Origin of the sequence: Rossellomorea sedimentorum (genome assembly GCF_046237645.1) — a bacterium.
GTDB lineage: Bacteria > Bacillota > Bacilli > Bacillales > Bacillaceae_B > Rossellomorea > Rossellomorea sedimentorum.
Window position 1 is genome coordinate 2,053,692 of sequence record NZ_CP143546.1, and the last position, 23,045, is coordinate 2,076,736.

The window sequence follows — 23,045 nt, forward strand, 5'->3', positions numbered from 1 at the left end:
ATCAAGGCTTATTATGAAAATAATTAGTTCGAAAATTCTTACTTTCCGGTATTATATGATACGGGAATCAGGAATGTCAATTGTTTTTCTGAAAAAATAAAATTCCTCAAATGTATGCTCTACGACAATTTACGTCACACTAAGGAAAAAAGGAGTTTTTCATCCGTGAAAATTTTTAATATTATAGTGGTTAAATTTGTGGCAAGCCTGGTTGTCTTCTGGGTCAGCCTGGATCTCTTCTTTGAGGCAACGACCGTGGATATTGTATCCTTCAGCCTGCTGCTCACAATTGTTTCCTATTTGGTCGGTGATCGAATTCTTTTGCCGCGGATTGGAAAAATGAATACCCTTGTAACCGATTTTTTTCTGACCTACCTGATTGTGTGGATTTTTGGAGGGATATTGTTCGACAGCTACCTACAAGTGGCCTGGGGCAGCATCATTTCCGCTCTGCTCATCACAGTTTCCGAAGTGTTTGTGCATTCTTCCATACTTGAAAATATTCCTTTCGAAGTACGGGAAACCAGCCCTTCCTTTAATCGAAGTTTCGCCTACGAATTTGCTGAAGAACAAGATCCCAATCCTGAAAAAGAATAAAATGACAGACCCTGACACCGAGGCTCATCAGGGTCTATTAATGTACCCTTTCATCACGCCAAACCTGATCAATCCCATATACGGATCTCCTTGAATACCCAGCAGTTTGCAAAAGGCCGGCTCGGTTTTCATACCCCTTTGTTTCAATTTGATCACATCTTCCTTCATTTTTGGATTTTCATTCAGGATCCTCTGTTCGATAATCATATGAAGGTAGGCATTTTGCCGGTTTACCGGCATTGCTTGTCCAAATAATTCAAATGGAAAGCGCATGTATGTAAAATTTGCTTTTGTGACCTTCATTCCCCTGATGGAGGTCCGTTTTATTTTAAAACCATCATATTGACTGTATAACTGTACCAAGCGTTTTTCAAACTTTTCAAAGTCATGCACTTCCATAATGATGTCCAGGTCGGAACCGGCCGTATCAATTCCAATAGGAACTGTGCCGCATAACGTCGGATTATATTTACTCATGTCAAGCAGAACCCCTAGGTCGCGTACCGCCTCCCATGCTGCTATCTGTTTCTCACTGCCGGTTTTCATTTTCTTGTATAACTCATTCATATGCGTTCATCCTTAGTTCTTTCAGCAAATTTATTTACCAGAAATACAATCAACACCACTGTAAAAAGGAAAATACTTATGATGCTCTTTAACTTTTCAGTAAATGGGAGGACAACCACTGTCAAAAACATCAAAAATGAGGCAAGCAGGTATATAGTTTGTCTTTTTTTTACAATATAATCCTTCATTTTCTGTCTCCCTTTGTAAAATTTTTTGCTATCCCCAAGTGTATAAGTTAACCTTATTTTATGGTTAATTTTTTAAAAATTTCAACAATTAATCAGATAAAGTACTCATTTTCACAAATTTTTAATACTTATGTATTGATAAGACATTTCATTCAGTATTATAATTAAGTCAATCTTTTTCACGAGGTGGTTAAATGGAAAGTCACAGGAGTAAAAAAATTTCGAAGCTTTATCGAAGGATCGTTACTTCTGATGAGACGAAAGCTTTGCTGATCTATAATGGACTGGACAGCAATACGAAAGAAGAACTGCAACAGTTGATGAAAGAGATTGACACAGAGCATACGAAAAGTATACTGAACAAAATCAGCTGAAATAGGACTTACTTTATTAATTAAATCTTATATAACAAACAAGACAAGCCTGGACCATTATCCAGGCTTGTTCAAATTAGAGATTCAATATCTCCTTAATATCTTCTTCTGTTAACACGGAATCCCTTTTTTCCTGGATATCAATCAGTTCTTCCACCAGGTGCCTCTTTTTCTCCTGAAGTTCGTTCATCTTTTCTTCGATGGTCCCGCTTGCCACGAGTCTTATGACAGTAACCTCGTTTTTCTGTCCCATCCTGTGCGCCCGGTCGGCAGCCTGTTCCTCGACGGCAGGGTTCCACCATGTATCATAAAGGATGACTGTATCGGCACTGTGCAAGTTTAGACCGGTCCCTCCGGCTTTCAGTGAAATTAAGAAGATGTCCTTCTCTCCCCCATTATATCGGTTGCACAAATTGATCCGTTCTTCTGATGAAGTGGATCCGTCAAGATAAAAGTAAGGCAGTCCCTCACCTGTCAATTTTCTCCCTATCAGCTCCAGCATCCTTGTAAATTGTGAAAAAATCAGGATTCTTCTGCCGGAAAATTTCGATTCATCGATGATTTCCATGAGCTGTTTAAGTTTAGCAGAATCTCCTTTATATCCATCGACAAACAGCGCTGGATGACAGCAAATTTGCCGCAATCGGGTGATCCCTGCAAGAATCTTGATTTTGTTCTTCCTCAGGGTGTCTTTGTCCAGATGTTTCAGGGTATCGTGTTTCAGTTTTGCAAGATAGGCAGCATACAGTTTCTTTTGTTCAGGTAAAAGTTCGACAGACTCCCTTGTTTCCAACTTAGCTGGCAGTTCCGAAAGGACGTCTCTTTTTACCCTTCGCAGCATGAACGGCTGAATCCTGCGCGCGATCGTTTTTCGGGTCAGCTTGCTGTAATCTTTCAGTCCCAAGAACAATTGAGGAAATACGACGTGATAAATGGACCACAGTTCTTCAATGGAATTTTCAATCGGTGTCCCGGTCAAGGCAAACCGGTGTTCCGCCCCGATCTTCTTCACGGCCCTTGCCGTCTGAGTGACGGGATTCTTGAAGTTCTGTGCTTCATCGAAAAACACGGCAGAAAAGTGCTGCTTCTCGAACCATTGTATTTCCCTCCGCAGCAATGGGTATGAAATAAGCACCACATCGAGTTCTTCTGCCTCTTTCTGGAACTCCTGTCTCTTCTTTTTATCCCCATCCATGACGGCAGCACGGATATGAGGAGTGAATTTCCTGAACTCCCCAAGCCAGTTATAAGTCAAGGAGGATGGACAGACGACAAGAACCGGCTGCTTATGCAGTTGGATATCATGTAGAATCGACTCTATGAAGGTGATGCTCTGCAACGTTTTCCCGAGCCCCATATCGTCTGCCAGAACACCCCCAAATCCATAGTGAGCCAATGTCTTCATCCAATGGAAGCCCTGTTTCTGATAGTCCCGTAAAATCGGAGACAGTTTTTCAGGAACCGGAAAAGTCAGGCTTCCTGGTTTCCTTAAACTTTCAATAAGGTTCCGAAAAGAGTCCTCCATATGAAAGCCGTCACTTCCCTCCACATGATCCAGGAGCTCCAGACACTGGTTCATCGGAAGAGCGAGTCCTTTCGCAAAATCAATATGGTCGGCCTGCGAACTCCTCAGGAAACGCTGGATTTCTTGAATTTCTTTTGTTTCAAGAGACAGGAGAGAACCGTTCTGCAGGCGGTAAAACTTCCGCTTTTCTTCCAAGGCAAATAAGAGGTCATGCACCTCTCTTTCCGGAATGCCATCCATACTAAACTTGAATTCAAGCCAGTTCATCCTGTCCCTTTTTACCTTTACGCGAATTTGGGGACGTGCATTTCCTTTATAAATTCGGTTCCTTACCGCGGTCGTCGCATAGATGCTCGCCAATTTCTTCAGCTTAGGAACCATGTAATAAAGAAATTCGTATTCCAGTTCCTCGTTTTGAAGGATATAACCGCCCTCGGTCCTGGCAAAAGAACTCTCATCCATTATTGCAAGGATTTCTTTTTCTTTTTCCAGGTCCCTGACAAGGATATTCCCCGTTGAAACCTCATTTTCTTCCAATGGATTAATGACGACCTGATCATAATGAAATTCAAGACCTGCAAGGAGCCGGTTCCGGACTCTGTCCAGGTAAAGTTTCGCCGAGAGAGGTGTCTTCATAAATTCTTCTCTCAATGAGCCGGAAACAACAACCCTGCCCAACCTTTTTAAATCAATGGCCACCTTTTCAAGGAAGTATCGAATATTATTAGCAGGAATCGGGATCTGATTCATCCCATTACGTTCAAGCATGGTCTTGAGCTCAGAAAGCCTCTGACAGTCTTTGGCTTGCAGTCTGTACAGTTTCCCCTCACTCAATACAATGTTATAGGGAAGAAAAACCGTCATCCATTGAAGTCCCTTGATTCTCAAGCGGTATTGACTTCCTCTGTCATCATCGAATGTAAAGTGTAGCGGAAGCGGCTCTTCGACTACCTGCAATCCTTTGAACATTTGGCCGGCATCATCGAGAAGCAGCTTTTCTGATTTTAACAGTAATGGAAGCAGCTTTTCCCATGATGTTGGTGGAATAATTATTAGTTGATCATTGGGGTGTGGTTCCTTCAGATATACCTTTTCGTCCTCTGCCACTTGAATCAGTTTAGTGATGACTTCATCTGTAAGGGGTTCAAAACAATGTTGTGCCGGATCGTAAGTCAGGTGCTCATCCACTAGACAGGGGAGCCCTTCCCTGACTTTTTGCAAAAAGGAACAAATATCAGCTACCATTCTCCGATCAGCTATCATGTTCATGCCAAAAAGGCAGACTCCCTCCTGTGTACGAACGGGTTTCATCTTGAATTCCACATCCAAAACGGTTCTTGTCTCAAAATGACGCTGATGCCCGCTTGATTTCTTGGCTTTGTTCTCAAACAGTGTCAAAAATCCTTCTGTCAGCTCCTGTCCTCCGTGTTGCCTGTCCTTCAGAGCGAGAAGCACGGCTGCAACATGCTGGCAGTCCAGTTTAAACGAAGCCAGTTTCGGGCACGTACAATTCGTTGTGAAGTTCCCATGGATTCCCTTCTTGACAGTGACCTCAAATCGTTCGCTGCCATTCACCACCGCTTTACAATAATCATGGGTGTCCTTTTCTATTTCAACAGCATTATTTCTATAATAAATTTCACCTCTTTTGAAGGAGACACTGCCGCACTTCTCAGTGATGACCGTTGAATTCAGTTTGATGTCCATTCTGGTTTCTCCTTCCTTTAGAGGATTTGCGCTATCAGCATTTTATCATATTTTTGTAGCTTGTCATGAAAAAAAGAAGCTTGAATCCCCACAAGCTCCTCTGCATCTCTATTGGTAGTGTTCTGCGTAGTTTCCTCCTTCAAAAATTTCCTTGCCGGTTAAACCGGTCCACTCCATGGGTTGCGTGTTCGGATGAAGGTCCGGATAGGATTTCACCATTTTATACCCTTCCATGTAGTCATAACGTTGGGGCAGCCCATTCCCGCCGAAAAGGATTTCTATTGATATATCAAAATCGTACTTGTCTATGGTCATCTTTCTTTTGATTGCTCGGAGAATTGAAACATTTATCCGCTTTTTCGGCTTGCACACTATTAACATTGGAAATTGTCCCTTTTCTTGCTGCACACTATTAACATTGGAAATTGTCCCTTTTCTTGCTCCATACTTAAAAATATGGTCTATTATTTTGTTTTTATAAAAATTCGGATTTTGATTGACCACATTAATGTAGAATAAAACTCCTAAGCCCCGCTCGAAACCCAAGTAATTAAAAGTTGCAAATGCACTTAAACTATTATATTATCTCGATATCGGTTTTCGATATTGAAATTCGAAATCATGTACCAGGAGGTCTTTTCGTTGGAGGATAAGGTGTTGAGGAAACTGTTTCTCGGGTTTATACATATTCATATCCTGCATCATGCAAAAGAACATCCTGTATATGGGACATGGATGGCCGAGGAGTTGAAGGAACATGGTTACAATATCAGTTCGGGGACGCTCTATCCCATTCTGCACTCAATGGAATCGGATGGACTTCTGGTCAGAGAAGATAAGCTGGTTCAGGGTAAAATCCGGAAGTATTATTCAACGACAGAAAAAGGAATCGAAGTACTGGAGGAAGCGCGCGGTAAGGCCTATGAGTTGTTCAGGGAAATAAAAGATTAGTATAGAAGGTGATTTTTTGAAAAGGAACACAAGTATCAAGTCTCTTTTAGAGCTTTTGATAATTTCTACAAGATTGGGCCTGACTTCATTCGGCGGTCCTGTGGCCCATCTGGGTTACTTTCATAATGAATATATTGTGAGAAAGAAATGGATGGATGAGAAAAGTTATGCCGATTTGGTGGCATTGTGTCAGTTCCTTCCGGGACCGGCCAGCAGCCAGGTCGGGATTGGCATAGGAGTCATGCGGGCTGGCGCAATTGGCGGGATCATTTCGTTTATCGGATTTACCCTTCCTTCTGTTGTTGCTTTAATTCTATTCGCTATGCTTCTGAAAGAATTTGATGTAGCGGATGCCGGATGGATTCACGGTTTGAAAATTGTAGCTGTTGCCGTTGTTGCACATGCAATATTAGGCATGGCGACAAAGCTGACCCCTGATTTATCAAGGAAGACGCTGGCCCTGCTTGCGCTTATCGGGACGCTTCTATGGCAGACAGCTTTTACTCAAATCAGTGTGATTCTCGCAGCAGGATTGATTGGGTACTTTTTATACAGAAATCATGCAGATACAGAGAATGTACAATTGAAAGTACCCATTTCAAAAGCATTTGCAACTGTTTGTTTAGCGTTATTCTTTGGTCTTCTCATCTTGCTTCCTATTTTAAGAGAAGTTACAGCACTCAACTGGGTTGCGATGGTGGACAGCTTTTACCGTTCAGGTTCTCTTGTATTTGGCGGCGGCCATGTCGTCCTGCCTTTACTGGAACGTGAATTCGTTCCGACCGGCTGGCTGAGTGAAGAAGCATTTCTGGCTGGTTATGGCGCTGCCCAGGCAGTTCCTGGCCCTTTATTTACTTTTGCTGCCTACCTGGGAGCTGTAATGAATGGTTGGCAAGGCGGGCTTTTAGCGACTGCCGCTATCTTTCTCCCGGCTTTCCTCTTGATTTATGGAACACTTCCGTTTTGGGACTCTCTCCGGAGGAACCCTAAGATCAAGGGTGTCTTGATGGGCGTCAATGCGGCAGTTATCGGGATCCTGATTTCCGCATTTTATCATCCAATCTGGACAAGTTCCATCCTGGATCCAGTCGATTTTGCTTTTGCAGCCGTTTTGTTCAGTATGCTGGTGTTTTGGAAGCTGCCTCCGTGGGTTGTTGTGCTGACGGGAGCTGTCGGCGGCTGGCTGATTGGATTGATATAAGAAATAAGCTCTATATGTTTAAAGAAGACTCGTAAATACCGAGTCTTCTTTTTTGTCATAGTTATCTTTGTTTCTCCATAACGGCGAAAAAATTTTCTTCATTATTGTCAAAATTAAATACATTACCAAATGGCATGGTGATCATCTCACCGACTGTAACGTTTTTCTCCCGAAAGTCGCTGTATAATTCCTCGAGGTTCAGTGATAAACATTAAAGAAGGCGTGCCAAGATTTACCTCAGGGGAGATCTTGGCAACGAACTCTATGTTATGAAGAATGATGGTTGTTTCTGCATCCTTGGTTGGAGCCATTTCAATCCATCTCATCCCTTGTCCATGATCTTCTTCAAAATGCACAATGAACCCTAGTTCTTCCGTTTAAAACTTAACCGCCTCATTCTGATTATTGACATACAGCATAATCTGCCCCTCATTGTTGAACATGCAAGCCACTCCCTTTTCTTTGATATCTTAGTATTCTTCAATGAAAAGAGTATTTCCATCGTCTTAGGTCATGGCAAGGTACTGTGTATTTTCTATCTTGGCTTCGTCAGCGGAAAGAAAACACAATCCTTTATGTTCTCGCAATCAGTCAGTACCATCAACAGGCGGTCGATGCCGAAACCCCAGCCTGAGATGGGAGGCATACCGTATTCCATGGCTTTCAAGTAGTCTTCATCCATTTCCATCGCTTCTGTATCTCCGCCGCTTTTTAACAGGGCCTGCTCCTCAAGCCTTCTTCTTTGCTCTACCGGATCTACCAGTTCTGAATAGGCATTGATGATTTCTGCCCCATTCACGACCAACTGAAACCGGTCCGTGACCCTTGGGTCTTCATCATTGGCCCTTGCCAATGGCGACAAATCAATTGGATGCTGAATCAGGAATGTCGGTTTCACAATCTGCGGCCTGCAAGTCTTCTTGTAAAGAAGGTCAATGAAATTGCCTCTCCCCATGTTCTCAGATTCGTTGGCGTCCAGGTCAATGCCTCTTCGTTGGGTTTCTTGCAGTAAATCCTTACCATCCTGATAGAGGTCGATGTCAATGCCGGTATTCTCTAAAATTATATCCCTGAAAGTGACGACTTCCCACTCTTCTGAAAATTCAATGGACCGCCCATTGAGTGTGATGGTTGTCGTATCGAACGTTCTTCCCAGAATGTCTAGGATCATCTCCCGCATCAGCTTCATGGTATCTTTAAAATTCCAGTAAGCCGCATATCCCTCCACCATGGTGAATTCCTGCAGATGCTGAGGGCTGGTCCCTTCGTTTCTGAAGCACTTCGCTACTTCAAATATCTTGGTGAAACCGCCGACAATCAACCTTTTTAAATAGGTTTCAGGTGCAATGCGAAGGTTCAAGTCAGTATCCAACGTATTATGATACGTTTGAAATGGCTTTGCCAAAGCGCCTGAGGAGGTATGCTGCAGAATAGGTGTTTCGACTTCGATGAAATCTCTTTCTTCGAAAAACCTCCGAATCGAACGGATCATGGCAGACCTGGCCAGCAGCCGATTTTGTGTTTTTTCTGTCATAAGCATATCCAAATACCTTTGTCTGTATCGTAGTTCAATATTACTGATACCGTGCCACTTTTCAGGTAATGGCCTCAATGCTTTTCCGAGGAATTCATAGTTCTCGATTCTCAAGGTTTTTTCCCCTGTTTTGGTCGTATACATTTTTCCTTCTACACCAATAAAATCGCCGATATCAAAGAATTCATGAAACCTAGTGAAAAGTTCTTCTCCAATTTCTTGACTTTTTAACAGAAGCTGTAACGTACCCTGAACATCTGAAATGGTGATGAAACACAGATTGCTGAAGCTTCTGATTCCGGTGATTCTCCCGGCAGTACGGATGTCTTCTGTTCCATCCTCCAATAATGCCGCATCTTGAAGTTCATAATTTTTAAAAAACCGTTCTGGATAAACAGGGGTACCTTGTAATTTCAACATAGTCAATTTGTCCATTCGCCGTTCTCTTTGTTCATTCCTCATATGGTCCACTCCTTTTATTAAGGCTCTTTTCTAAACTTTGTTCCTATTTAAAATAAATTTTATGGGTTATAGCGATAATTCACAGAATTTATCCTGGTACACAAGAAAGAAAAGAGCTAATCACCTTGTTCAGTTAGATAAGCCTTTATACACGAAGGAAAAATCAGGCCCTTTGGATTTTTGCGATACGAATTATTTAAAAACTACACAAATAAAAAAACTCCCACCCCCAAGATATATTATCTTGAGGGCGAGAGTTGTTCACTTCGCGGTACCACCTCAGTTTGCTGATATGTCGCCACACCAGCCTTTTCGAGTACGCCAATGATGATTGGGTATACTCTATCTCTGTAACGGGAGATCCCGTCGTACCATCACTAAGAACCAGCTTAGATCCATACGAAGCTCGGAGTCTTTTTTCATTAAGATCATCAATGCCCCTTTCCACCAGCCGGGACTCTCTGTAAAAGATAATTCCTAATTACTCTTCTCTTCATTGCTTTTATTGCCGTTATTGAATAATTATGAACATTCTAGTGGAAAAGATTGGCTATGTCAACAGGTTACTTTATTTTTATATTGCTGTAAGCGTAAAAGAATGGAATAAGAAATAAGCAAGAGCAGGCCGGTGATGAAAGCAAGCTCCACCCCAGCAGCGCCCTTGATACCAGACCATCCTTCTGTAAAGGATTTCTGTGACTGCACATCAGACTCCCGTCCCATTCAGAGAAAAAGTTAAGAATCCAGTCTGTTTTCTACTTCCTCATTATATCTTTGAACTAATTCATTGTTATCACTGGTACCATACTCCTTCTCCAGGACTTCCTTCAATTTATCCCACATGGCATGTTTTTCGTATAAGTCCCTGTCATAAGTATGGTTCAGATCTTCAAGTGACATCCCCATTGCTTCGGCAAAGGCATGATGTTGTGGCAAAGTGCTTGTGTCGGGGCCTTCCTGGATGAACGTATCCACCTCTTCCTCTGTTACGGTCACTCCATATTCTTCCATTGCGATTTTCTTCCAGGTTTCATCTTCTTTCATGCTCTGTTGTGCCAAATGGAGAACTTGTTCTTGTGTTAAATCCGTTTCGTAAAACAAAGCTTCGTTTGTTAATTCACGAATGACCCACTTTCTTATTTTCTCATGGGCAACCTTTATTTCGTCAGCCTCGGCAAAAACCTGTTCATATAGATGTTGGTAATCCTCGTATGTGTAGGTTTCTAACAGTTCCTGCTGTTTTTGCAGTGTTTTCAAGTCTATTTTAATATGGTTATCAGCTACAGCCTGGCATCCAGTGATTAGTGAGACAGCCGCCGCACTAAGGAGAAGGATCTTGAATTTCATGATAGATACCCACCTTTTCTTCTTTTCTTTATCTTAACATGAAAACTCCATAATTTTACTATTTATGTATATTCTCCAAGAAATCGCGAAGTGGAACATGTCTTCCAATCGTCCTTCGCAATATGAAAATCCAATATGTAGTCCCAGGCTAAACTGTTGTTCACTTGTAACTATAGATTCAGCTACTCTTCCAGGTGCTTTTCTATTAATACCGCAATCTATTTTTCAATATGTGACCTTCCTTCTTTGCCTACTATCAGTAATACACTTTCACTTTCGGCCAAATAGCCGTCCAGTTCTTATGTAAGATTCGTTCCTCATAGGGCATGGTGAGCTGATTACTGGTTTTCATATAAGGTGTAGGTCTCAGTTCCATGTTGAGTACATCTCTCAAACCATGAGGGGCAGTGAGGACAAGCTCGTCATCTTCGGCAAGTTTCACTCCCAATGCGGTAGCGGTTTCCGGGAACTTGGAAATGGCGTCTACAGTTGAGGTATATGGCGGAATATTATTGATGAGATGCATTCTTGCTTCATTTTTAACAGACCATGGAACGCCGGGGAGTAATTCTTTCAACATGTTTTCCAGTTTCTTCTCCACAGCTTCATCACGAATACTGCGATCGAAATACACGACGTCAACATCAGGGATGCTGGTTCTATTGCTGAATCCATGAAGAGTATCCCATATCTTAGAGCGCACAAACCCGGCGCAGATCCACCAGTCCGGTAAATCCAGTGTCTTCGCAGCCTTAAGGATATCCATCATCCATTCATCTTGTTTTATTAACTGTAAAACATCTTTTTCATTTTTCATCATTTCACTTCTGACCGAACGTATATTCTCATTATATCATATCCTATATAAAATGGTCTTTTTTTTCTTGCTAAAAAGGCTGTATTCTTATAAATAGTTGCTATCGGAATAATCTAAAGGGCCTAACTGAACAGGGTAGTTAGCTCTTTTCTTTCTTATTTGACAGGTTGATGTTTGTAAATTTTGACTATATCTCTTGAACTGTATATTAACTAGCAACAAAGTTCTAGTAAAAAGCCATAAAAAAAGAGCGGATATCACTTCCGCTCTTTCGCTCCTAAATCCTTTCCCAGTGTAATGATCGACTGGTTGATTCGCCAAATATAGTATAAATGGTGGACAAGGTCCTGCCCTTTTTGTCGGGTGGGAGAGAATGTTTCCACCATCTTTCTCTCTTCATCCAGTGACCAAAAACCTGAATGGATTTCTTTTTCTTTTAGGAGTTCTTGCAATTGTTCTATGTTCGCTGTGAGTTTGCGGTCTATAGTTTGAAAAACATCTTGTAGTTCAGAAGGGATTTCGGCATTTACGTTTCGATGTGAAGAAGCCAGTAGATGTTTGGCATAATAATTGATCGCCGTCACAACCGTCATCCAGCGGCCGACTCCTGATTTTTTAAGAGAATCCGGCCGCTGCAGAAGTGACTGTGCCTCATCTCTGATCGCTTGCATTTTTTGGTCTAATTCAAAAGCCTGGTCTGTGAGTTCTATTTTTTGCTCGCTTTTAAACGTACTTAAATAGGCAGATGTATAGCTTCTTAATTCGCTGAGAAAGTCATCGAAGGCCTCTGTGACTTTTCCTTTCGTTTTTTTCGGTAACACAAATGCAGAAACAAGCAAAGCGATGAGTGCACCTGCAATGGTATCGATGACTCTTGCTGCAATCAATTCAACACTGATCCCGCCAAGAAGCAGGTCATACATGAACGCAATCAGCATGGTGATGAAAAAGCTCATCCACGTGTACGATACCGTAAATACATAAAACATGAGAAAAATCACGACAAACATCAGGAATACTTCAATCATTGCATGTCCGCTTACAAGTTTGGCTGCCGCAAAACCAAAGACTGCCCCGATGACTGTTCCAATTGAGCGCTGAAACCCTTTTATATAGGTCCTGCCGACAGATTCGGTTCCTATTTGGATGATGAATGTGGTCAGGAGAACCCAGTATGGCTGGACCGGTGATATGATATGTCCGGTGATGATGGCGAGCACACCGGCAACGAGTCCTTGTATCGCTTTTCGGGTGGTAGGTCTGATTGTGTTGATTTCTTCTTTTGTCTCATCTTCTCCTTTTGGCTCTTCCCCTTGTTCCTTTTGACTTTCTTGAGGAGTGGACTTAGGAGAATTCAGGGACTCCTGAATCGTGACGGCAGCGTTAACGACATGGTTTGCAATCGATTCGATTCTTCGCAGAGGATAAATCCACTTCTCCGGCTCGCTATCCTCATGAAGTATTTCTGTAATCAGTAACCGGAGACCTTGTACAGCCTTTTCGGCATCATGAAGTGCATGAGAAGAATAGTTTTGAGACAGAACCTCTACATCTCTCAAGGACCGGATGACCCATATGACAAGGCTTTTGACTTGTTCATGTTCAAAAGCGCCGAGCCCTCTTAATTTTTCAGCAGAAGCCGTAAGCGTCTGAATCAGCATCTCTGCATCAAATATATAAAGCCTCAATTGTGATGAGGATATTCCCGGCCATAATTTTTGTAAGTCATCCTCTTTGATATCGCCGGCAACAAGCCTGGAGTATTCATTCAGCCTTTGCACATTTTTCTCCAATAGTCTCTTCTGCTTATGATTGTTCTCTCCATCTTGCAACCACTGAATCAATAATGTCAGAGTCAAGTTCGATTGTATGTGAAAAGATCGCATTGCTTGTCTTAAACCACTGGCAGAGCCTTTGAACATGACGAAATTAAAAAGGAAAGCGAAAACAGTTCCACAGGTAATTCCTATGTAGAACCAAGGCAAGTGGGCGGCATCCAACTGCAGGATGGACGAAAAATATGCAGACATGAAGCCGGTCATGCCCATGGAAAAGTATCGGACCTGGTAACGTGAGAAATAAAACGCACAGAAAATGGTCAGCACCATTGCGGCATTCAGGAGCAAGGTATAGGGAGCTAAAAGCGAACCCAGCGTAATTCCTAGAGCAGCACTGCCACCAATCAAAAAGGTAGTAACCTTCTTTTGTGACAATGTCTCATCCATCACCAGCATGATGCCTAACAAGCCAACCATCCCCGATACGATTGCCGGTGTGATTGTTCCATAATCGGCCATATTCAAAAGCCACAACATGGTAAAGACGGAAGTGACAATACTGATGGTTGTTTTGCCGGCTGATTGAAGTCGTTTTCTCCCTGGATCCGAAGCGAGAAAACGGCCGAACCAAATCGGGCGGTTATGTATTTGTTTCATGACGTATCATACCTTTACTAAAAGCCATTTATTTTACTCATTTATCGTACCCCTGATAGTTGTAAGGTAATCTTTAATGAGATGAGTTTTTAGATTCTATCATAACTGGCAGGTTGAAGGATAGTATCTTGTTTTGGGTTTGTGTGGGTTTACTTCTTGGGGGTTAGTTTTGGTAGGGTTTATACAGGGCGACCATGTTAGTTGTTTTCTCGTTATCGTCCATTAGAGCCCTTTTATAAGACGATAAATTTGGTTTTTTCTCGTTATCGTCCTTTTAGACCTTTCTATAGGACGATAAGGTTGGTTGTTTTCTCGTTATCGTCCTTTAAAACCTTTCTATAGGACGATAAGGTTGGTTGTTTTCTCGTTATCGTCCTTTAAAACCCTTCTATAGGACGATAAGGTTGGTTGTTTCCTCGTTATCGACCTTTAGAGCTCTTCTATAGGACGGTAAATTTGAGGGTATCCTCGTTATCGACCTTTAGAGCTCTTCTATAGGACGATAAATTTGAGGGTTTCTCGTTATCGACCTTTAAAGCTCTTCTATAGGACGATAAGGTTGGTCGTTATCTCTTTATCGTCCTTTAAAACCCTTCTATAGTACGATAAATTTGAGGGTTTCTCGTTATCGACCTTTAAAGCTCTTCTATAGGATGATAAGGTTGGTCGTTATCTCTTTATCGTCCTTTAAAACCCTTCTATAGGACGATAAGGTTGGTTGTTTCCTCGTTATCGACCTTTAGAGCTCTTCTATAGGACGATAAATTTGAGGGTTTCCTCATTAACGACCTTTAGAGCCCTTCTATAGGACGATAAGATGGGCTATTCCTCGTTATCGTCCTTTAAAGCCCTTCTATAGTACGATAAGGTTAGTTGTTTTCTCTTTATCGTCCTTTAAACTCTTCCATAAGAAGATTAGGTAAGTGTTTCACCAGTCATCCTCCTTTAACGCTCCATACTAATTCCATTCCCCACCAGTAACTTTTCAAGTTCAATCTCATCCCGGATGGGTATCCCGTCCCCGCTGATCAGCGGAATCTCGGGTTTGAGTTTCCTTGCTTTTTCCACTGCATTTCTGAAGAGGTTTGATAGATGATACCCTCTCTTCTGGTAAAAACTCAATGCGGACAGATTATCGTTGGTGGTGACCAGTTTAACTGTGCTGCACCCCTTTTTCAACGCCGTTTGTTCAACTTGAGTGATTAATTTTGAACCGATTCCCTTGCCCTCCTCCAGACTGTCCAAGGAGATGATTTCACACTCATCTTTGCGAATTATATAGGTGATGAGCCCTATGATTTCTTGTTCCTCATTTACAACGACAAACCCGTCAAGGTTGCTGCAGTCATAAATGCCGCTTGAAATGACCATTTGTGGGCTGCCCCAATGATTAGTGAAAAACTCTTCCACTTTTGACTGTGGTATATTTTTAATTTCATCGATGTTCATGACTCTCTCCTTTTGATAAATACGTTCTTTACATGTTTTTTAAAAGAAATCTAGTTTCAATTTCGGAGGCCGAGTAAATTACTAAAAATCCCTTTTTAGAAAGCTGTATTCGTATAGATTGTTGCTATTGAAAATATCCAAAGAGCGGGATTTTCCCTCGAATACAAAGGCTTACCTAACTGAACAGGGTAATTAGCTCTTTTCTTTCTTGCTTACTAGGATATTTTCTAAGAATCCGTTATAGCTCTTGCACTCAAAAAGAAAAGAGGCTTCTAGAAAAACTCATACAACCCTTCGTCGAAATATCGATATTCCTCCTCGGTCATTCGGTTACGCGTGTAGCCTTCATAGAAAGCCTCCAGGTAATCGCGGTTAGTCTTAAATCGGCCGATTGCCAGTGCTTCATCATATCGGGGGTCGCCCATGGTCGTACCTGCCACATCTATAAACAGGTAAACTTCTCCTTCCCTCACCAGCACATTGTCCGTGGTACAGTCTCCATGGATGAGGGTTTGTCTTACGGCTGCGGGTTTATTTTCATTAAGGCGGCGAAGGAGTTCCTCGCTTCCATCCGCTTCTTCGTTCGCCAAATAATGGGCTGCTTTTATGAGTTGCCCATCAAGCCATTTGTGGTTGGAAGCATTGTCAATATGATCTTCGTGAAATTGACAAAGGAACACACCGAAACTCTTTATTAACTGTTTTTCCTCTTCGAGTGATTCCGCCATTTGTATGGCTTGTCGGAGTGTAACCCCTTCCTCAAAAGACATGAGGAGGTGGCTGCTGTTTTCCTCTTCAAAAAAACCAAAGTATCGTGGTATTGGCAGATGCTTCTTCTTTTTTAACACCTCGGCTTCTGTCTTAAGCCAGTGCCGATATTTTGGTTTATAACAGGTTTTCAATATGTAGTCATTGGTTACGGTTTGAAGTTTCCTGACCTCTGAAGTGCAACCTTGTTCATCAAGCACCTTTATTGTAAATGATTCATTCGTTATATCTTCTAATTGACCTCTCAGTGCATTATCCATTGAACCCTCTCCTTATCTGCTAAAATACTATTTCTCTATAAAGAGTAAAACCCCTTCTTAATTTTCAATGCTTTAGTGCGTTACTACACTAAGAGGGACTGTCCCTCTTAGTGTGGTAACGCACTAAAGTCTCTGTTAATGATCACTTTCTGGATGTGTTCCACACCCCAGAAACCAAGCATCGTCTGTACATAGTTCACCGACATTTCAACGCTTTGGGCAGGCCCCTCAGAATAAACGCCGCCTCTCGCATTCAGGAGAACAGCTTTCTTTTCGGTAAGCAGCCCGACAGGAAAGGGCAAAACCAATACCCTGATCAATTTGAGCGAATCATTGAAGAAAGTTTGAAAAAGGCTAAGGAAATCGCTCGTAAATAAAGAGTATAAAACTGCAGCGCATTGGCTGGATTATCAATGGTTGCAGTATTCCGCATGAAAAAGTTTTGCCGCTTTTCTCAGTTTACCAATCTATAAAAAAGAAGTGGACAGCCGTCGAGGCAATCCACTTCTTTTTGACTTCTGATAAGGAAAATAAGGAAACTTCCACGTTTTGTCCGCAGGGTGGGGTTTACCCACGGTTTCCTTTTTAGATGATTTCGTCAATGAAGGCAGATTTTTTCCGCTTCCATCATAATAGACCGGCTTATCATTCATGTTTTCGTCCCACAAACTACATATGTATGACTATCATTATATACTAAAAGAAGGATTGGTAAGACTTTTCTCCTATATATAGCTGAAATGTTTGGAGGACGGTAAGTTTCGGTCTATGGATGAATTTAGATTGATCTTTGAAGTCTGATCATCTCTTCGGTCATCTTTTCCATTCTGTTCAGAACGTCTTCATTAGTAATTTTATTGCTTTCATCAAAGCAGGAATTATGGACAAATACATTCCTCGCAGGCAATGTGCCTTTCAGAAATGCGATGATTGGCTTCAGGTGGTATTCCGGTACAAGGTAATGTTTTTCTGATCCTGCTGTCGCCACCATTCCGACTACTTTTCCATCAAACGCTTCTTGAGGTATGTGGTCGAAAAGGTTTTTCAATACTCCGGATATGGAAGCTTGATAAATTGGTGTCCCGATTACCAGCATGTCAGCGGAAAGAATTGTTTTGACGACATTCTGTGTGTCTTCATTATATTTTTCCAAAGGATAGCCTTTAACCATTTCCACGTCAAAATCCTTCAGGTCGAGTAATTCCGTTTCCAGATTGGCGTCCTGCTGCTTGGCGATGGACAGTGTTTCTTCTACGGCAATGGCTGTCTTCGAACCCGCCAATGCGCCTGAAATTCCTAAAAGCTTCATAGATCCTTACCTCCCAAAAATACACTTATGCAATAAGCAAACATTCAAATAATTTATTCGATTCTACCATACCATATTACGGACGAATTTTCGTTAATTATGCTTTCGTTTGGGGAAATCCCTGATCATCTTGAAGTGGATGGAGAAAAAAATAAACAAAAAGACAGCAAATGACAGTGCATCATTTCCTATAATTAAATCAGCAAGATAAGCAGACAAAATTGGCAGAGGCAGCGAGAATGCCGCCATTTTCCATAAATACTGATACTTGAGTTTGCGCTTCATCACCCCTGCTAACCCGAGGAGCAGCATGCTCGCCACAGATATTCCTGCCAAAACGGTAAATGCAGAAAAAAACGGACCAAGGATCACATATTGTAAGAAAAATAGATCGTCACTCCCGCCGGCTCCGTTAAGAAAGAAGCCAGCAAACCCGGGCAGATTCATTATAATTACAAGAGAGAATAAATAAAGCAGCGTTTCTGTCAAATTGGTCTTATTCAAATAAAGCCGTGCCTTCTTCTGCGGCAGGCGCAGTGCGTTAGAAAAAATATGAACCAACTTCATGTAACTCTCACCATTCCATCCTATGCGTAAATCGCAAGTTCGTTTTGAATATGTTCTTCAATCTTTTGCAGGCATTCCTCAACGGTTTTGGCAAAGACCCGCTTTCCATTCACGATGGCATACGGCCGTTTGGCACACATCCCGCAAAAAGATAGACATGTATTTTCAAGAACGGAAACTTCCGGGTACTTGGATTCGAGAATTTCCTCCAGATTAATGGAGGTAATCAAACTGCCGTCACATATTTCAACCACTACAATCCCCATGCTGCACCCTCCTTTTCTCTTGATGTAAAGACTATATTGTTAGGAGTAAAGCTCCTTATCGTTATGCTCAAAGTATTATTATAACAGAAAGTGAAAGCCGGCCACTTTTATAAAACTGTCAATTTTTAAAAACCTGTCAGATGATGTCTGGCAACGGCTGCTATTTACTCACAATCCTTTGGTCAATGTCCCGCTTGACGCTATTGTTAAAAATGACAAACTCACCTACGAATCATGAGCTGTTTGGTGTGTGAGTTTACTATTCTTTCAAAGTTGCATACAAAATATTCCTTGATCGGTAGGTGATAACGCCTAAATGGCAAACTTACCTACATATCATGAACTATTTAGTATGTGAGTTCTTGAAAGTGGCAAACTCACCTACAAATAAACTGGTGTTAAGTGCAAGCTTACCTTCCAAGCTAACATCTATCAATATCGAAGTCTACTTGATAGAGAATTCAGTCATGAGAAAAACTAACTTTTACACCATGAAAGAACTAAATCTTTTGCATCTCCTCAATATACATGTATCAATCACCTCTTAATAAAAAGCTGCCTGCCATTATACTATCAATGACAGGCAGGGACTTTCTTGATAATGAAGAATCTATCTTGAACCGGGAACCATCCTGGTGTATTGATAATCCCATACCAAAGATAGTCGGCAATGACCAGTTTCTCCTGATCTTTTTTAGAAAGAGTTGCAGCGATTTCGTTTTCTCTTCCTTCTTCCACTTTCTGTACCCAGTCAGGTTCCATGATCACTTGCACTGACGATATCTCCATTTGGTACCAGTTCAGGCGGGCATGCTCTTCCTCCGTGGAAAATCTGAAGGACCGCTTTCGTCCCTTGCTCTTTAAGGGCGTCCGCCAATTTCTTCAAGCTTGGGATCATCTCGTCATTGTGTGCGCCGAATTCTCCATGAAAACCTTTCCCGTTCTGTGTCACATAGGTACAGGCCGTGATGGCCATGCCGACACCTTTTGGCCTGCGGATATAATAGTCGATCTCCTTATCACTAACCGTTCCATCTTGATTAGAGGCAAAGTTAGTCAGCGGTGCCAGCACAATGCGGTTTTTTAGTTCTACCCCATTATTAAAATCGAAACGCTTCCACTAAAGGTTTGTAGTTCGCCTTGATTACCACATTACTCCCATTGATATTTCTCTTCTAGTATAGGTTTCTATTATTTCACATAAGGAAAATGTGTTCTGTTGTTAACGTTAACCGGCTTCAATACTTTGTTCTTACTGGACTTCTCTTTAGACTGGCTTAGATACGCAGTTAACTCTTGGAACCATTTCTCATCCCGAGTTTGAAGGGCCAGATCGATCAATCCTACCAGATCTTCTTTTGTTGAAGCTGGTGTCGAAGGAAGTACAGAAACTGAGCGTATTAAAGTCTCAATGGTTTTGCCCGCGATGGCTTCCTGTTCAGTCTGGACAGCTCGGATCTTTGCTGTCTTACTTTCCTCATTCACCTCTTCGATATACCCGATGATGAGTTCACCATCCACCGTTTTGGCTTTCACCCATTCTCCAATAGTAAAGAATTTCTTCTTCATGTCATTCATCCTCTTATAAATGTAATTAATTAAGTTACAGTTAAACTGAAAGAAAAGCTTAAATGTACCTGAACACCTAAGCCTGATATTGTATTTAAATAGGGTTTACCACGAAAGATTTACTGTAATAATATAACTTACAGTTCGTGAAGTCAAACTTCCCGTTTTATTGTGTTTGCTTTATTTGATTCAAAACCATTTCAATCGTCGTTTTATCGAGGTACTCTGCAAAATATTGATCAGCTTCGGAAAAAATCCCATTCACTACTTCCTGAATATTTGTGGAAATCATACAGGAATCTTCACGTTCACCCTTGCACCAGGTCGGCTTGATGGCACCAAATGACACAGCACGGTAGACCTGTCCAAGAGTGATTTCCCCCGGTTCAGCTGTCAGAGTATACCCTCCCCCAGTTCCTTCTTTGGTTTTGATGAATCCGGCATCACGAAGGCAGCTCATGATTTTGCGGACTCTCACAGGATTGGTGGCCACATTCTGCGCAATCGCCTGGCTGCTCGCCATATGATCTGGTAAATACGCTAAATAAACAAGACTGTGAACGGCAATCGTAAATTCACTATTCACTAACATCACTTCCTCCAGACATCTTACTGTAATGATAGGATTTACATTTTAGTCTGTCAATGGGAGCGGCTTTGTCCTTTGCTGTTTACTGGTAGCATCCATCGGATAGATTTTTTTGTAACTCTAGGTTCCTTTTAGTGATGTTGGGCTGATTAACCCATCATGTAGACAATCATTATCCCATTTCTCCTTTCCTAAAGGATATTTTGCCATCACGTTCGACAAACTACATAAGTGGTTTCTGTACAAAGCGTAAAGTTCCGGAGCAGATTTCTTGATTTAACAATGAAATCAAGCCAAAATCATGTAGTATAAAAATTTTCACTTTAGAAAGGAAGAGTTGTATGAGCTCATTAAAAGGTAAATCCGCACTAATTACCGGCGGTGGACGCGGAATCGGCCGTGCTACAGCGATTGCTTTGGCTAAAGAAGGCGTAAACATCGGGTTGGTCGGCTTGACTATGGAGAATTTGGAAAAGGTTTCTGAGGAGTTGTCTCAGTATGATGTACAAGTATCAGCTGCGACAGCCGATGTTTCGGATCTGGAGTCTGTCAATCATGCCGTTGAGCATATCAAATCAGATCTAGGCTCTATTGATATTCTTATCAATAATGCCGGAACAGCTAAATTCGGCGGGTTCCTTGATTTAGATCCTCAGGAATGGGAAAAAATCATCCGCGTGAATCTGATGGGCGTTTATAATGCGACAAGAGCAGTGCTTCCTGAAATGATTGAGCGTAAAGCAGGCGACATCATCAACGTATCATCTACAGCGGGGCAAAAAGGAGCACCTGTAACAAGTGCCTATAGTGCTTCCAAATTTGGTGTGCTTGGGCTTACTGAATCTCTCATGCAGGAAGTCCGTAAGCACAATATCCGTGTAACAGCCTTGACGCCTAGTACTGTCGTGACAGACCTGGCGCAGGAAAATAACCTTCTTTCAGGGAATACGGAAAATGTCATGCAGCCGGAAGACCTTGCGGAACTGATTGTTTCGACGTTGAAATTGAACCGCAGAGTGTTCATTAAGTCTGCTGGTATGTGGTCGACTAATCCTTAATAAATGATTTGCCCCCTGGGTATCTTATCCAGGGGGCTTCTTAATGTTGTACCTTTAGTAGTATCCTTCTGCCTCGATTGCATCAGCTTTCGTTTTATGAACGGTCCCGAATGGATGTTCAGGTGGTGCATATATTGCGTACACTTTCATCGGTGTATTGCCTGTATTCGTGATATTATGCCATTTTCCTGCAGGTATAAAGATCGCATAGTCGGCGTATGCATATTGCTCATAAGTCAATTGATCCTTGGTATCTCCCATTTGAACAAGCCCTTGTCCTTCTTCAATCCGGATGAATTGGTCCGTTTCAGGGTGAACTTCGAGGCCTATGTCATCGCCGACATCTATGCTCATTAAGGTAAGCTGCAAATGTTTACCTGTCCATAAAGCAGTCCGGAAAGTATCATTTTCAGTCGTCACTTTTTCGATGTCCACAACAAAAGGGTTGGATCCGAAGTCCTGCATCCTGTTACCAACATCTGCTCGTAAATGATTCAGTTTCAAAGCAAGTTCCTGTTGTGCTCTAAAAGCATGCATGATGGCATTTTGAATCATTGGATGACGATAGGATGAATGAAAATGGGTCCGATAATCTTCTGAGTTTTCAAATTCTGTCTGAAATGCTTTTTCCAGCCCTTCTTGATAGCTGTCAAACATGATAGGTTCTGTTTGATATTGAGGCTGGCCGCCGGTGAAACTTACATACAAACTGGAGAATTGTCTTAAAAAGTACTCTTTATTTTTCATCATTTCCTGCAGGCACTGTTGATGCGACTGGTTGGGTGCAGCATCGGCCAACCGGTTATAGAGGTCCAGCGCCTGAGCATTCCTTTGTATGGCGGAGAACAATTGTTCACTGATCAAAAGTTCTGTATCTTGATGGTTTCTGGTTAAAAATTCGTTTGGTATATATCCGTGTAAAAAATGGGACAATGGTTTTCATTCCCTTCCAAGGTTTTCAGAATATCTTATGCCTGTTGGTAAGGAAAGTACCTATTTCAAATACTGAGTCTTTTATGATAAAAGAAGGCTGTATTCGTATAAATTGTTGCTATCGGCAAATTCCAAGGGTCGATTTTCCCTTCGTGTCCAAAGGCTTATCTAACAGAGCAAGGTTGCTCTTTTCTTTCATGTTTAGGACGATCATTTCTGTGAATGATTGGTATATCTCATGAAATTCATAGTAAATAGCAACAAGATGTTAGAAAAGATAAAGAAAAAGTTCATTCCCCTAGGAGAATGAACTTTGAAACGTAATCACCTTTTTTTCTTTTTTGAAAGATCCACTGCAGCCTTTTTGATGACCTTTTCTAAACTCACCTGAACGACAATCTTATTGCCTTCCATCGCTTGGGTGCTTTCCACTTTGGCTTTTCTGCCTTTGATTTTGAATTCCTCGCCTTCAGCTGGCACGCTCTGCCTCAATTGATGCAGCAACAGATTTCTGTTTTCATAAAAATACACGATATACATTCAACCTCACCTGCTTCATAGGGGATGGTGTT

Annotated in this window: 22 protein-coding genes, 3 pseudogenes and 2 other annotated features (1 of these 27 only partly in view); of the genes and pseudogenes, 5 read left to right on the plus strand and 20 right to left on the minus strand. The window is 41.7% G+C overall.

Translation table 11 applies throughout. From position 1 onward, the window contains the following. Positions 1 to 14, minus strand: a binding site (T-box leader) (it extends 215 nt beyond the left edge of the window). Between the two features lie 151 nt (positions 15 to 165). After that, on the plus strand, positions 166 to 597 hold the full coding sequence (locus tag V1502_RS10065) for a YndM family protein (protein WP_409254216.1): 432 nt from the start codon (positions 166 to 168) through the stop codon (positions 595 to 597). Positions 598 to 624: 27 nt separating this feature from the next. Here V1502_RS10065 and V1502_RS10070 read toward each other — a convergent pair whose 3' ends face one another. Beyond that, on the minus strand, positions 625 to 1,164 hold the full coding sequence (locus tag V1502_RS10070; RefSeq protein ID WP_409254217.1) for a DUF4269 domain-containing protein: 540 nt from the start codon (positions 1,162 to 1,164) through the stop codon (positions 625 to 627). Between the two features lie 382 nt (positions 1,165 to 1,546). Here V1502_RS10070 and V1502_RS10075 point away from each other — a divergent pair, with 382 nt between their 5' ends. Continuing rightward, positions 1,547 to 1,726, plus strand: a complete 180-nt coding sequence (locus V1502_RS10075; protein ID WP_119546643.1) for a hypothetical protein — start codon at positions 1,547 to 1,549, stop codon at positions 1,724 to 1,726. Between the two features lie 76 nt (positions 1,727 to 1,802). Here the strand turns inward: V1502_RS10075 and V1502_RS10080 are convergent, their stop codons facing one another. Both V1502_RS10080 and V1502_RS10085 read right to left on the minus strand, forming a co-directional pair. Beyond that, positions 1,803 to 4,958 (minus strand): SNF2 helicase associated domain-containing protein, encoded by a 3,156-nt coding sequence (locus V1502_RS10080; RefSeq protein ID WP_409254218.1) that lies wholly within the window; start codon positions 4,956 to 4,958, stop codon positions 1,803 to 1,805. A 108-nt stretch (positions 4,959 to 5,066) separates the two neighbouring features. After that, positions 5,067 to 5,339 (minus strand): DUF2268 domain-containing putative Zn-dependent protease, encoded by a 273-nt coding sequence (locus tag V1502_RS10085; protein WP_409254219.1) that lies wholly within the window; start codon positions 5,337 to 5,339, stop codon positions 5,067 to 5,069. A 261-nt stretch (positions 5,340 to 5,600) separates the two neighbouring features. Here V1502_RS10085 and V1502_RS10090 point away from each other — a divergent pair, with 261 nt between their 5' ends. After that, positions 5,601 to 5,909: a PadR family transcriptional regulator gene (locus tag V1502_RS10090; RefSeq protein WP_409254220.1), complete on the plus strand. Its 309-nt coding sequence runs from the start codon at positions 5,601 to 5,603 to the stop codon at positions 5,907 to 5,909. Positions 5,910 to 5,925: 16 nt separating this feature from the next. Further along, positions 5,926 to 7,110 (plus strand): chromate transporter, encoded by a 1,185-nt coding sequence (locus V1502_RS10095; RefSeq protein ID WP_409254221.1) that lies wholly within the window; start codon positions 5,926 to 5,928, stop codon positions 7,108 to 7,110. Positions 7,111 to 7,171: 61 nt separating this feature from the next. Here V1502_RS10095 and V1502_RS10100 read toward each other — a convergent pair. The 15 genes and pseudogenes from V1502_RS10100 to V1502_RS10170 all read right to left on the minus strand — a co-directional run bounded on the left by V1502_RS10100 (position 7,172) and on the right by V1502_RS10170 (position 20,479). Continuing rightward, positions 7,172 to 7,469, minus strand: a pseudogene (locus V1502_RS10100) (VOC family protein). A gap of 176 nt (positions 7,470 to 7,645) precedes the next feature. Beyond that, positions 7,646 to 9,106, minus strand: coding sequence for a lysine--tRNA ligase (gene lysS / locus V1502_RS10105; RefSeq protein ID WP_409254222.1), 1,461 nt, complete (start codon positions 9,104 to 9,106; stop codon positions 7,646 to 7,648). Positions 9,107 to 9,349: 243 nt separating this feature from the next. Then, positions 9,350 to 9,612, minus strand: a binding site (T-box leader). 229 nt (positions 9,613 to 9,841) lie between these two features. Next, complete coding sequence (locus V1502_RS10110; protein ID WP_409254223.1) at positions 9,842 to 10,453, minus strand: hypothetical protein; 612 nt, start codon at positions 10,451 to 10,453, stop codon at positions 9,842 to 9,844. A 256-nt stretch (positions 10,454 to 10,709) separates the two neighbouring features. Beyond that, positions 10,710 to 11,270, minus strand: a complete 561-nt coding sequence (locus V1502_RS10115; protein ID WP_409254224.1) for a nucleotidyltransferase family protein — start codon at positions 11,268 to 11,270, stop codon at positions 10,710 to 10,712. 257 nt (positions 11,271 to 11,527) lie between these two features. Next, the gene (locus tag V1502_RS10120) at positions 11,528 to 13,705 is read right to left on the minus strand and encodes an FUSC family protein (RefSeq protein ID WP_409254225.1); all 2,178 of its coding nucleotides are present in this window, start codon (positions 13,703 to 13,705) and stop codon (positions 11,528 to 11,530) included. Positions 13,706 to 14,650: 945 nt separating this feature from the next. Next, a complete protein-coding gene (locus V1502_RS10125; RefSeq protein WP_409254226.1) occupies positions 14,651 to 15,154 on the minus strand; it encodes a GNAT family N-acetyltransferase in 504 nt (167 codons plus the stop codon). Between the two features lie 272 nt (positions 15,155 to 15,426). Next, positions 15,427 to 16,182 carry a phosphotransferase family protein gene (locus V1502_RS10130; RefSeq protein WP_409254227.1) on the minus strand — a complete coding sequence of 252 codons (756 nt, stop codon included), beginning with the start codon at positions 16,180 to 16,182 and terminating at the stop codon, positions 15,427 to 15,429. 137 nt (positions 16,183 to 16,319) lie between these two features. Continuing rightward, positions 16,320 to 16,475: pseudogene (locus V1502_RS10135) on the minus strand (NAD(P)H-dependent oxidoreductase); the annotation flags it as partial. A 485-nt stretch (positions 16,476 to 16,960) separates the two neighbouring features. After that, positions 16,961 to 17,491: an NADPH-dependent FMN reductase gene (locus tag V1502_RS10140; RefSeq protein ID WP_409254228.1), complete on the minus strand. Its 531-nt coding sequence runs from the start codon at positions 17,489 to 17,491 to the stop codon at positions 16,961 to 16,963. Positions 17,492 to 17,584: 93 nt separating this feature from the next. Further along, the gene (locus tag V1502_RS10145) at positions 17,585 to 18,058 is read right to left on the minus strand and encodes a hypothetical protein (RefSeq protein ID WP_409254229.1); all 474 of its coding nucleotides are present in this window, start codon (positions 18,056 to 18,058) and stop codon (positions 17,585 to 17,587) included. A gap of 20 nt (positions 18,059 to 18,078) precedes the next feature. Then, a complete protein-coding gene (locus tag V1502_RS10150) occupies positions 18,079 to 18,324 on the minus strand; it encodes a DUF1450 domain-containing protein (RefSeq protein ID WP_409254230.1) in 246 nt (81 codons plus the stop codon). A gap of 573 nt (positions 18,325 to 18,897) precedes the next feature. Continuing rightward, a complete protein-coding gene (locus V1502_RS10155; protein ID WP_409254231.1) occupies positions 18,898 to 19,098 on the minus strand; it encodes a hypothetical protein in 201 nt (66 codons plus the stop codon). Then, positions 19,091 to 19,469 (minus strand): annotated as a pseudogene (locus tag V1502_RS10160) (NADH-dependent flavin oxidoreductase); the annotation flags it as partial. The pseudogene V1502_RS10160 and the gene V1502_RS10155, both read right to left, overlap by 8 nt. A gap of 46 nt (positions 19,470 to 19,515) precedes the next feature. After that, positions 19,516 to 19,893, minus strand: coding sequence for an IDEAL domain-containing protein (locus tag V1502_RS10165; protein WP_409254232.1), 378 nt, complete (start codon positions 19,891 to 19,893; stop codon positions 19,516 to 19,518). A gap of 166 nt (positions 19,894 to 20,059) precedes the next feature. Next, on the minus strand, positions 20,060 to 20,479 hold the full coding sequence (locus V1502_RS10170) for an RrF2 family transcriptional regulator (protein ID WP_409254324.1): 420 nt from the start codon (positions 20,477 to 20,479) through the stop codon (positions 20,060 to 20,062). A gap of 344 nt (positions 20,480 to 20,823) precedes the next feature. On the opposite strand from V1502_RS10170, the gene V1502_RS10175 reads away from it, so the two are divergent. Continuing rightward, positions 20,824 to 21,540: a 3-ketoacyl-ACP reductase gene (locus V1502_RS10175; RefSeq protein ID WP_409254233.1), complete on the plus strand. Its 717-nt coding sequence runs from the start codon at positions 20,824 to 20,826 to the stop codon at positions 21,538 to 21,540. Positions 21,541 to 21,594: 54 nt separating this feature from the next. Here the strand turns inward: V1502_RS10175 and V1502_RS10180 are convergent, their stop codons facing one another. Then, a complete protein-coding gene (locus tag V1502_RS10180; protein ID WP_409254234.1) occupies positions 21,595 to 22,473 on the minus strand; it encodes a cupin domain-containing protein in 879 nt (292 codons plus the stop codon). Between the two features lie 324 nt (positions 22,474 to 22,797). After that, positions 22,798 to 23,013, minus strand: coding sequence for a hypothetical protein (locus V1502_RS10185; protein ID WP_409254235.1), 216 nt, complete (start codon positions 23,011 to 23,013; stop codon positions 22,798 to 22,800). Positions 23,014 to 23,045 lie beyond the last annotated feature (32 nt).

What these genes read in the sequence shown, in the direction of transcription:
- V1502_RS10070 (WP_409254217.1), bottom strand. Translation starts at nt 1,164, where the DNA reads ATGAATGAGTTATACAAGAAAATGAAAACCGGCAGTGAGAAACAGATA.
- V1502_RS10085 (WP_409254219.1), bottom strand. Translation starts at nt 5,339, where the DNA reads ATGTTAATAGTGTGCAAGCCGAAAAAGCGGATAAATGTTTCAATTCTC.
- V1502_RS10125 (WP_409254226.1), bottom strand. Translation starts at nt 15,154, where the DNA reads ATGAACATCGATGAAATTAAAAATATACCACAGTCAAAAGTGGAAGAG.
- V1502_RS10145 (WP_409254229.1), bottom strand. Translation starts at nt 18,058, where the DNA reads ATGAAGTTGGTTCATATTTTTTCTAACGCACTGCGCCTGCCGCAGAAG.
- V1502_RS10080 (WP_409254218.1), bottom strand. Translation starts at nt 4,958, where the DNA reads ATGGACATCAAACTGAATTCAACGGTCATCACTGAGAAGTGCGGCAGT.
- V1502_RS10130 (WP_409254227.1), bottom strand. Translation starts at nt 16,182, where the DNA reads ATGGATAATGCACTGAGAGGTCAATTAGAAGATATAACGAATGAATCA.
- V1502_RS10115 (WP_409254224.1), bottom strand. Translation starts at nt 11,270, where the DNA reads ATGAAAAATGAAAAAGATGTTTTACAGTTAATAAAACAAGATGAATGG.
- V1502_RS10165 (WP_409254232.1), bottom strand. Translation starts at nt 19,893, where the DNA reads ATGAAGAAGAAATTCTTTACTATTGGAGAATGGGTGAAAGCCAAAACG.
- V1502_RS10185 (WP_409254235.1), bottom strand. Translation starts at nt 23,013, where the DNA reads ATGTATATCGTGTATTTTTATGAAAACAGAAATCTGTTGCTGCATCAA.
- V1502_RS10110 (WP_409254223.1), bottom strand. Translation starts at nt 10,453, where the DNA reads ATGAAATTCAAGATCCTTCTCCTTAGTGCGGCGGCTGTCTCACTAATC.
- V1502_RS10075 (WP_119546643.1), top strand. Translation starts at nt 1,547, where the DNA reads ATGGAAAGTCACAGGAGTAAAAAAATTTCGAAGCTTTATCGAAGGATC.
- V1502_RS10120 (WP_409254225.1), bottom strand. Translation starts at nt 13,705, where the DNA reads ATGAAACAAATACATAACCGCCCGATTTGGTTCGGCCGTTTTCTCGCT.
- V1502_RS10140 (WP_409254228.1), bottom strand. Translation starts at nt 17,491, where the DNA reads ATGAAGCTTTTAGGAATTTCAGGCGCATTGGCGGGTTCGAAGACAGCC.
- lysS (WP_409254222.1), bottom strand. Translation starts at nt 9,106, where the DNA reads ATGAGGAATGAACAAAGAGAACGGCGAATGGACAAATTGACTATGTTG.
- V1502_RS10175 (WP_409254233.1), top strand. Translation starts at nt 20,824, where the DNA reads ATGAGCTCATTAAAAGGTAAATCCGCACTAATTACCGGCGGTGGACGC.
- V1502_RS10150 (WP_409254230.1), bottom strand. Translation starts at nt 18,324, where the DNA reads ATGGGGATTGTAGTGGTTGAAATATGTGACGGCAGTTTGATTACCTCC.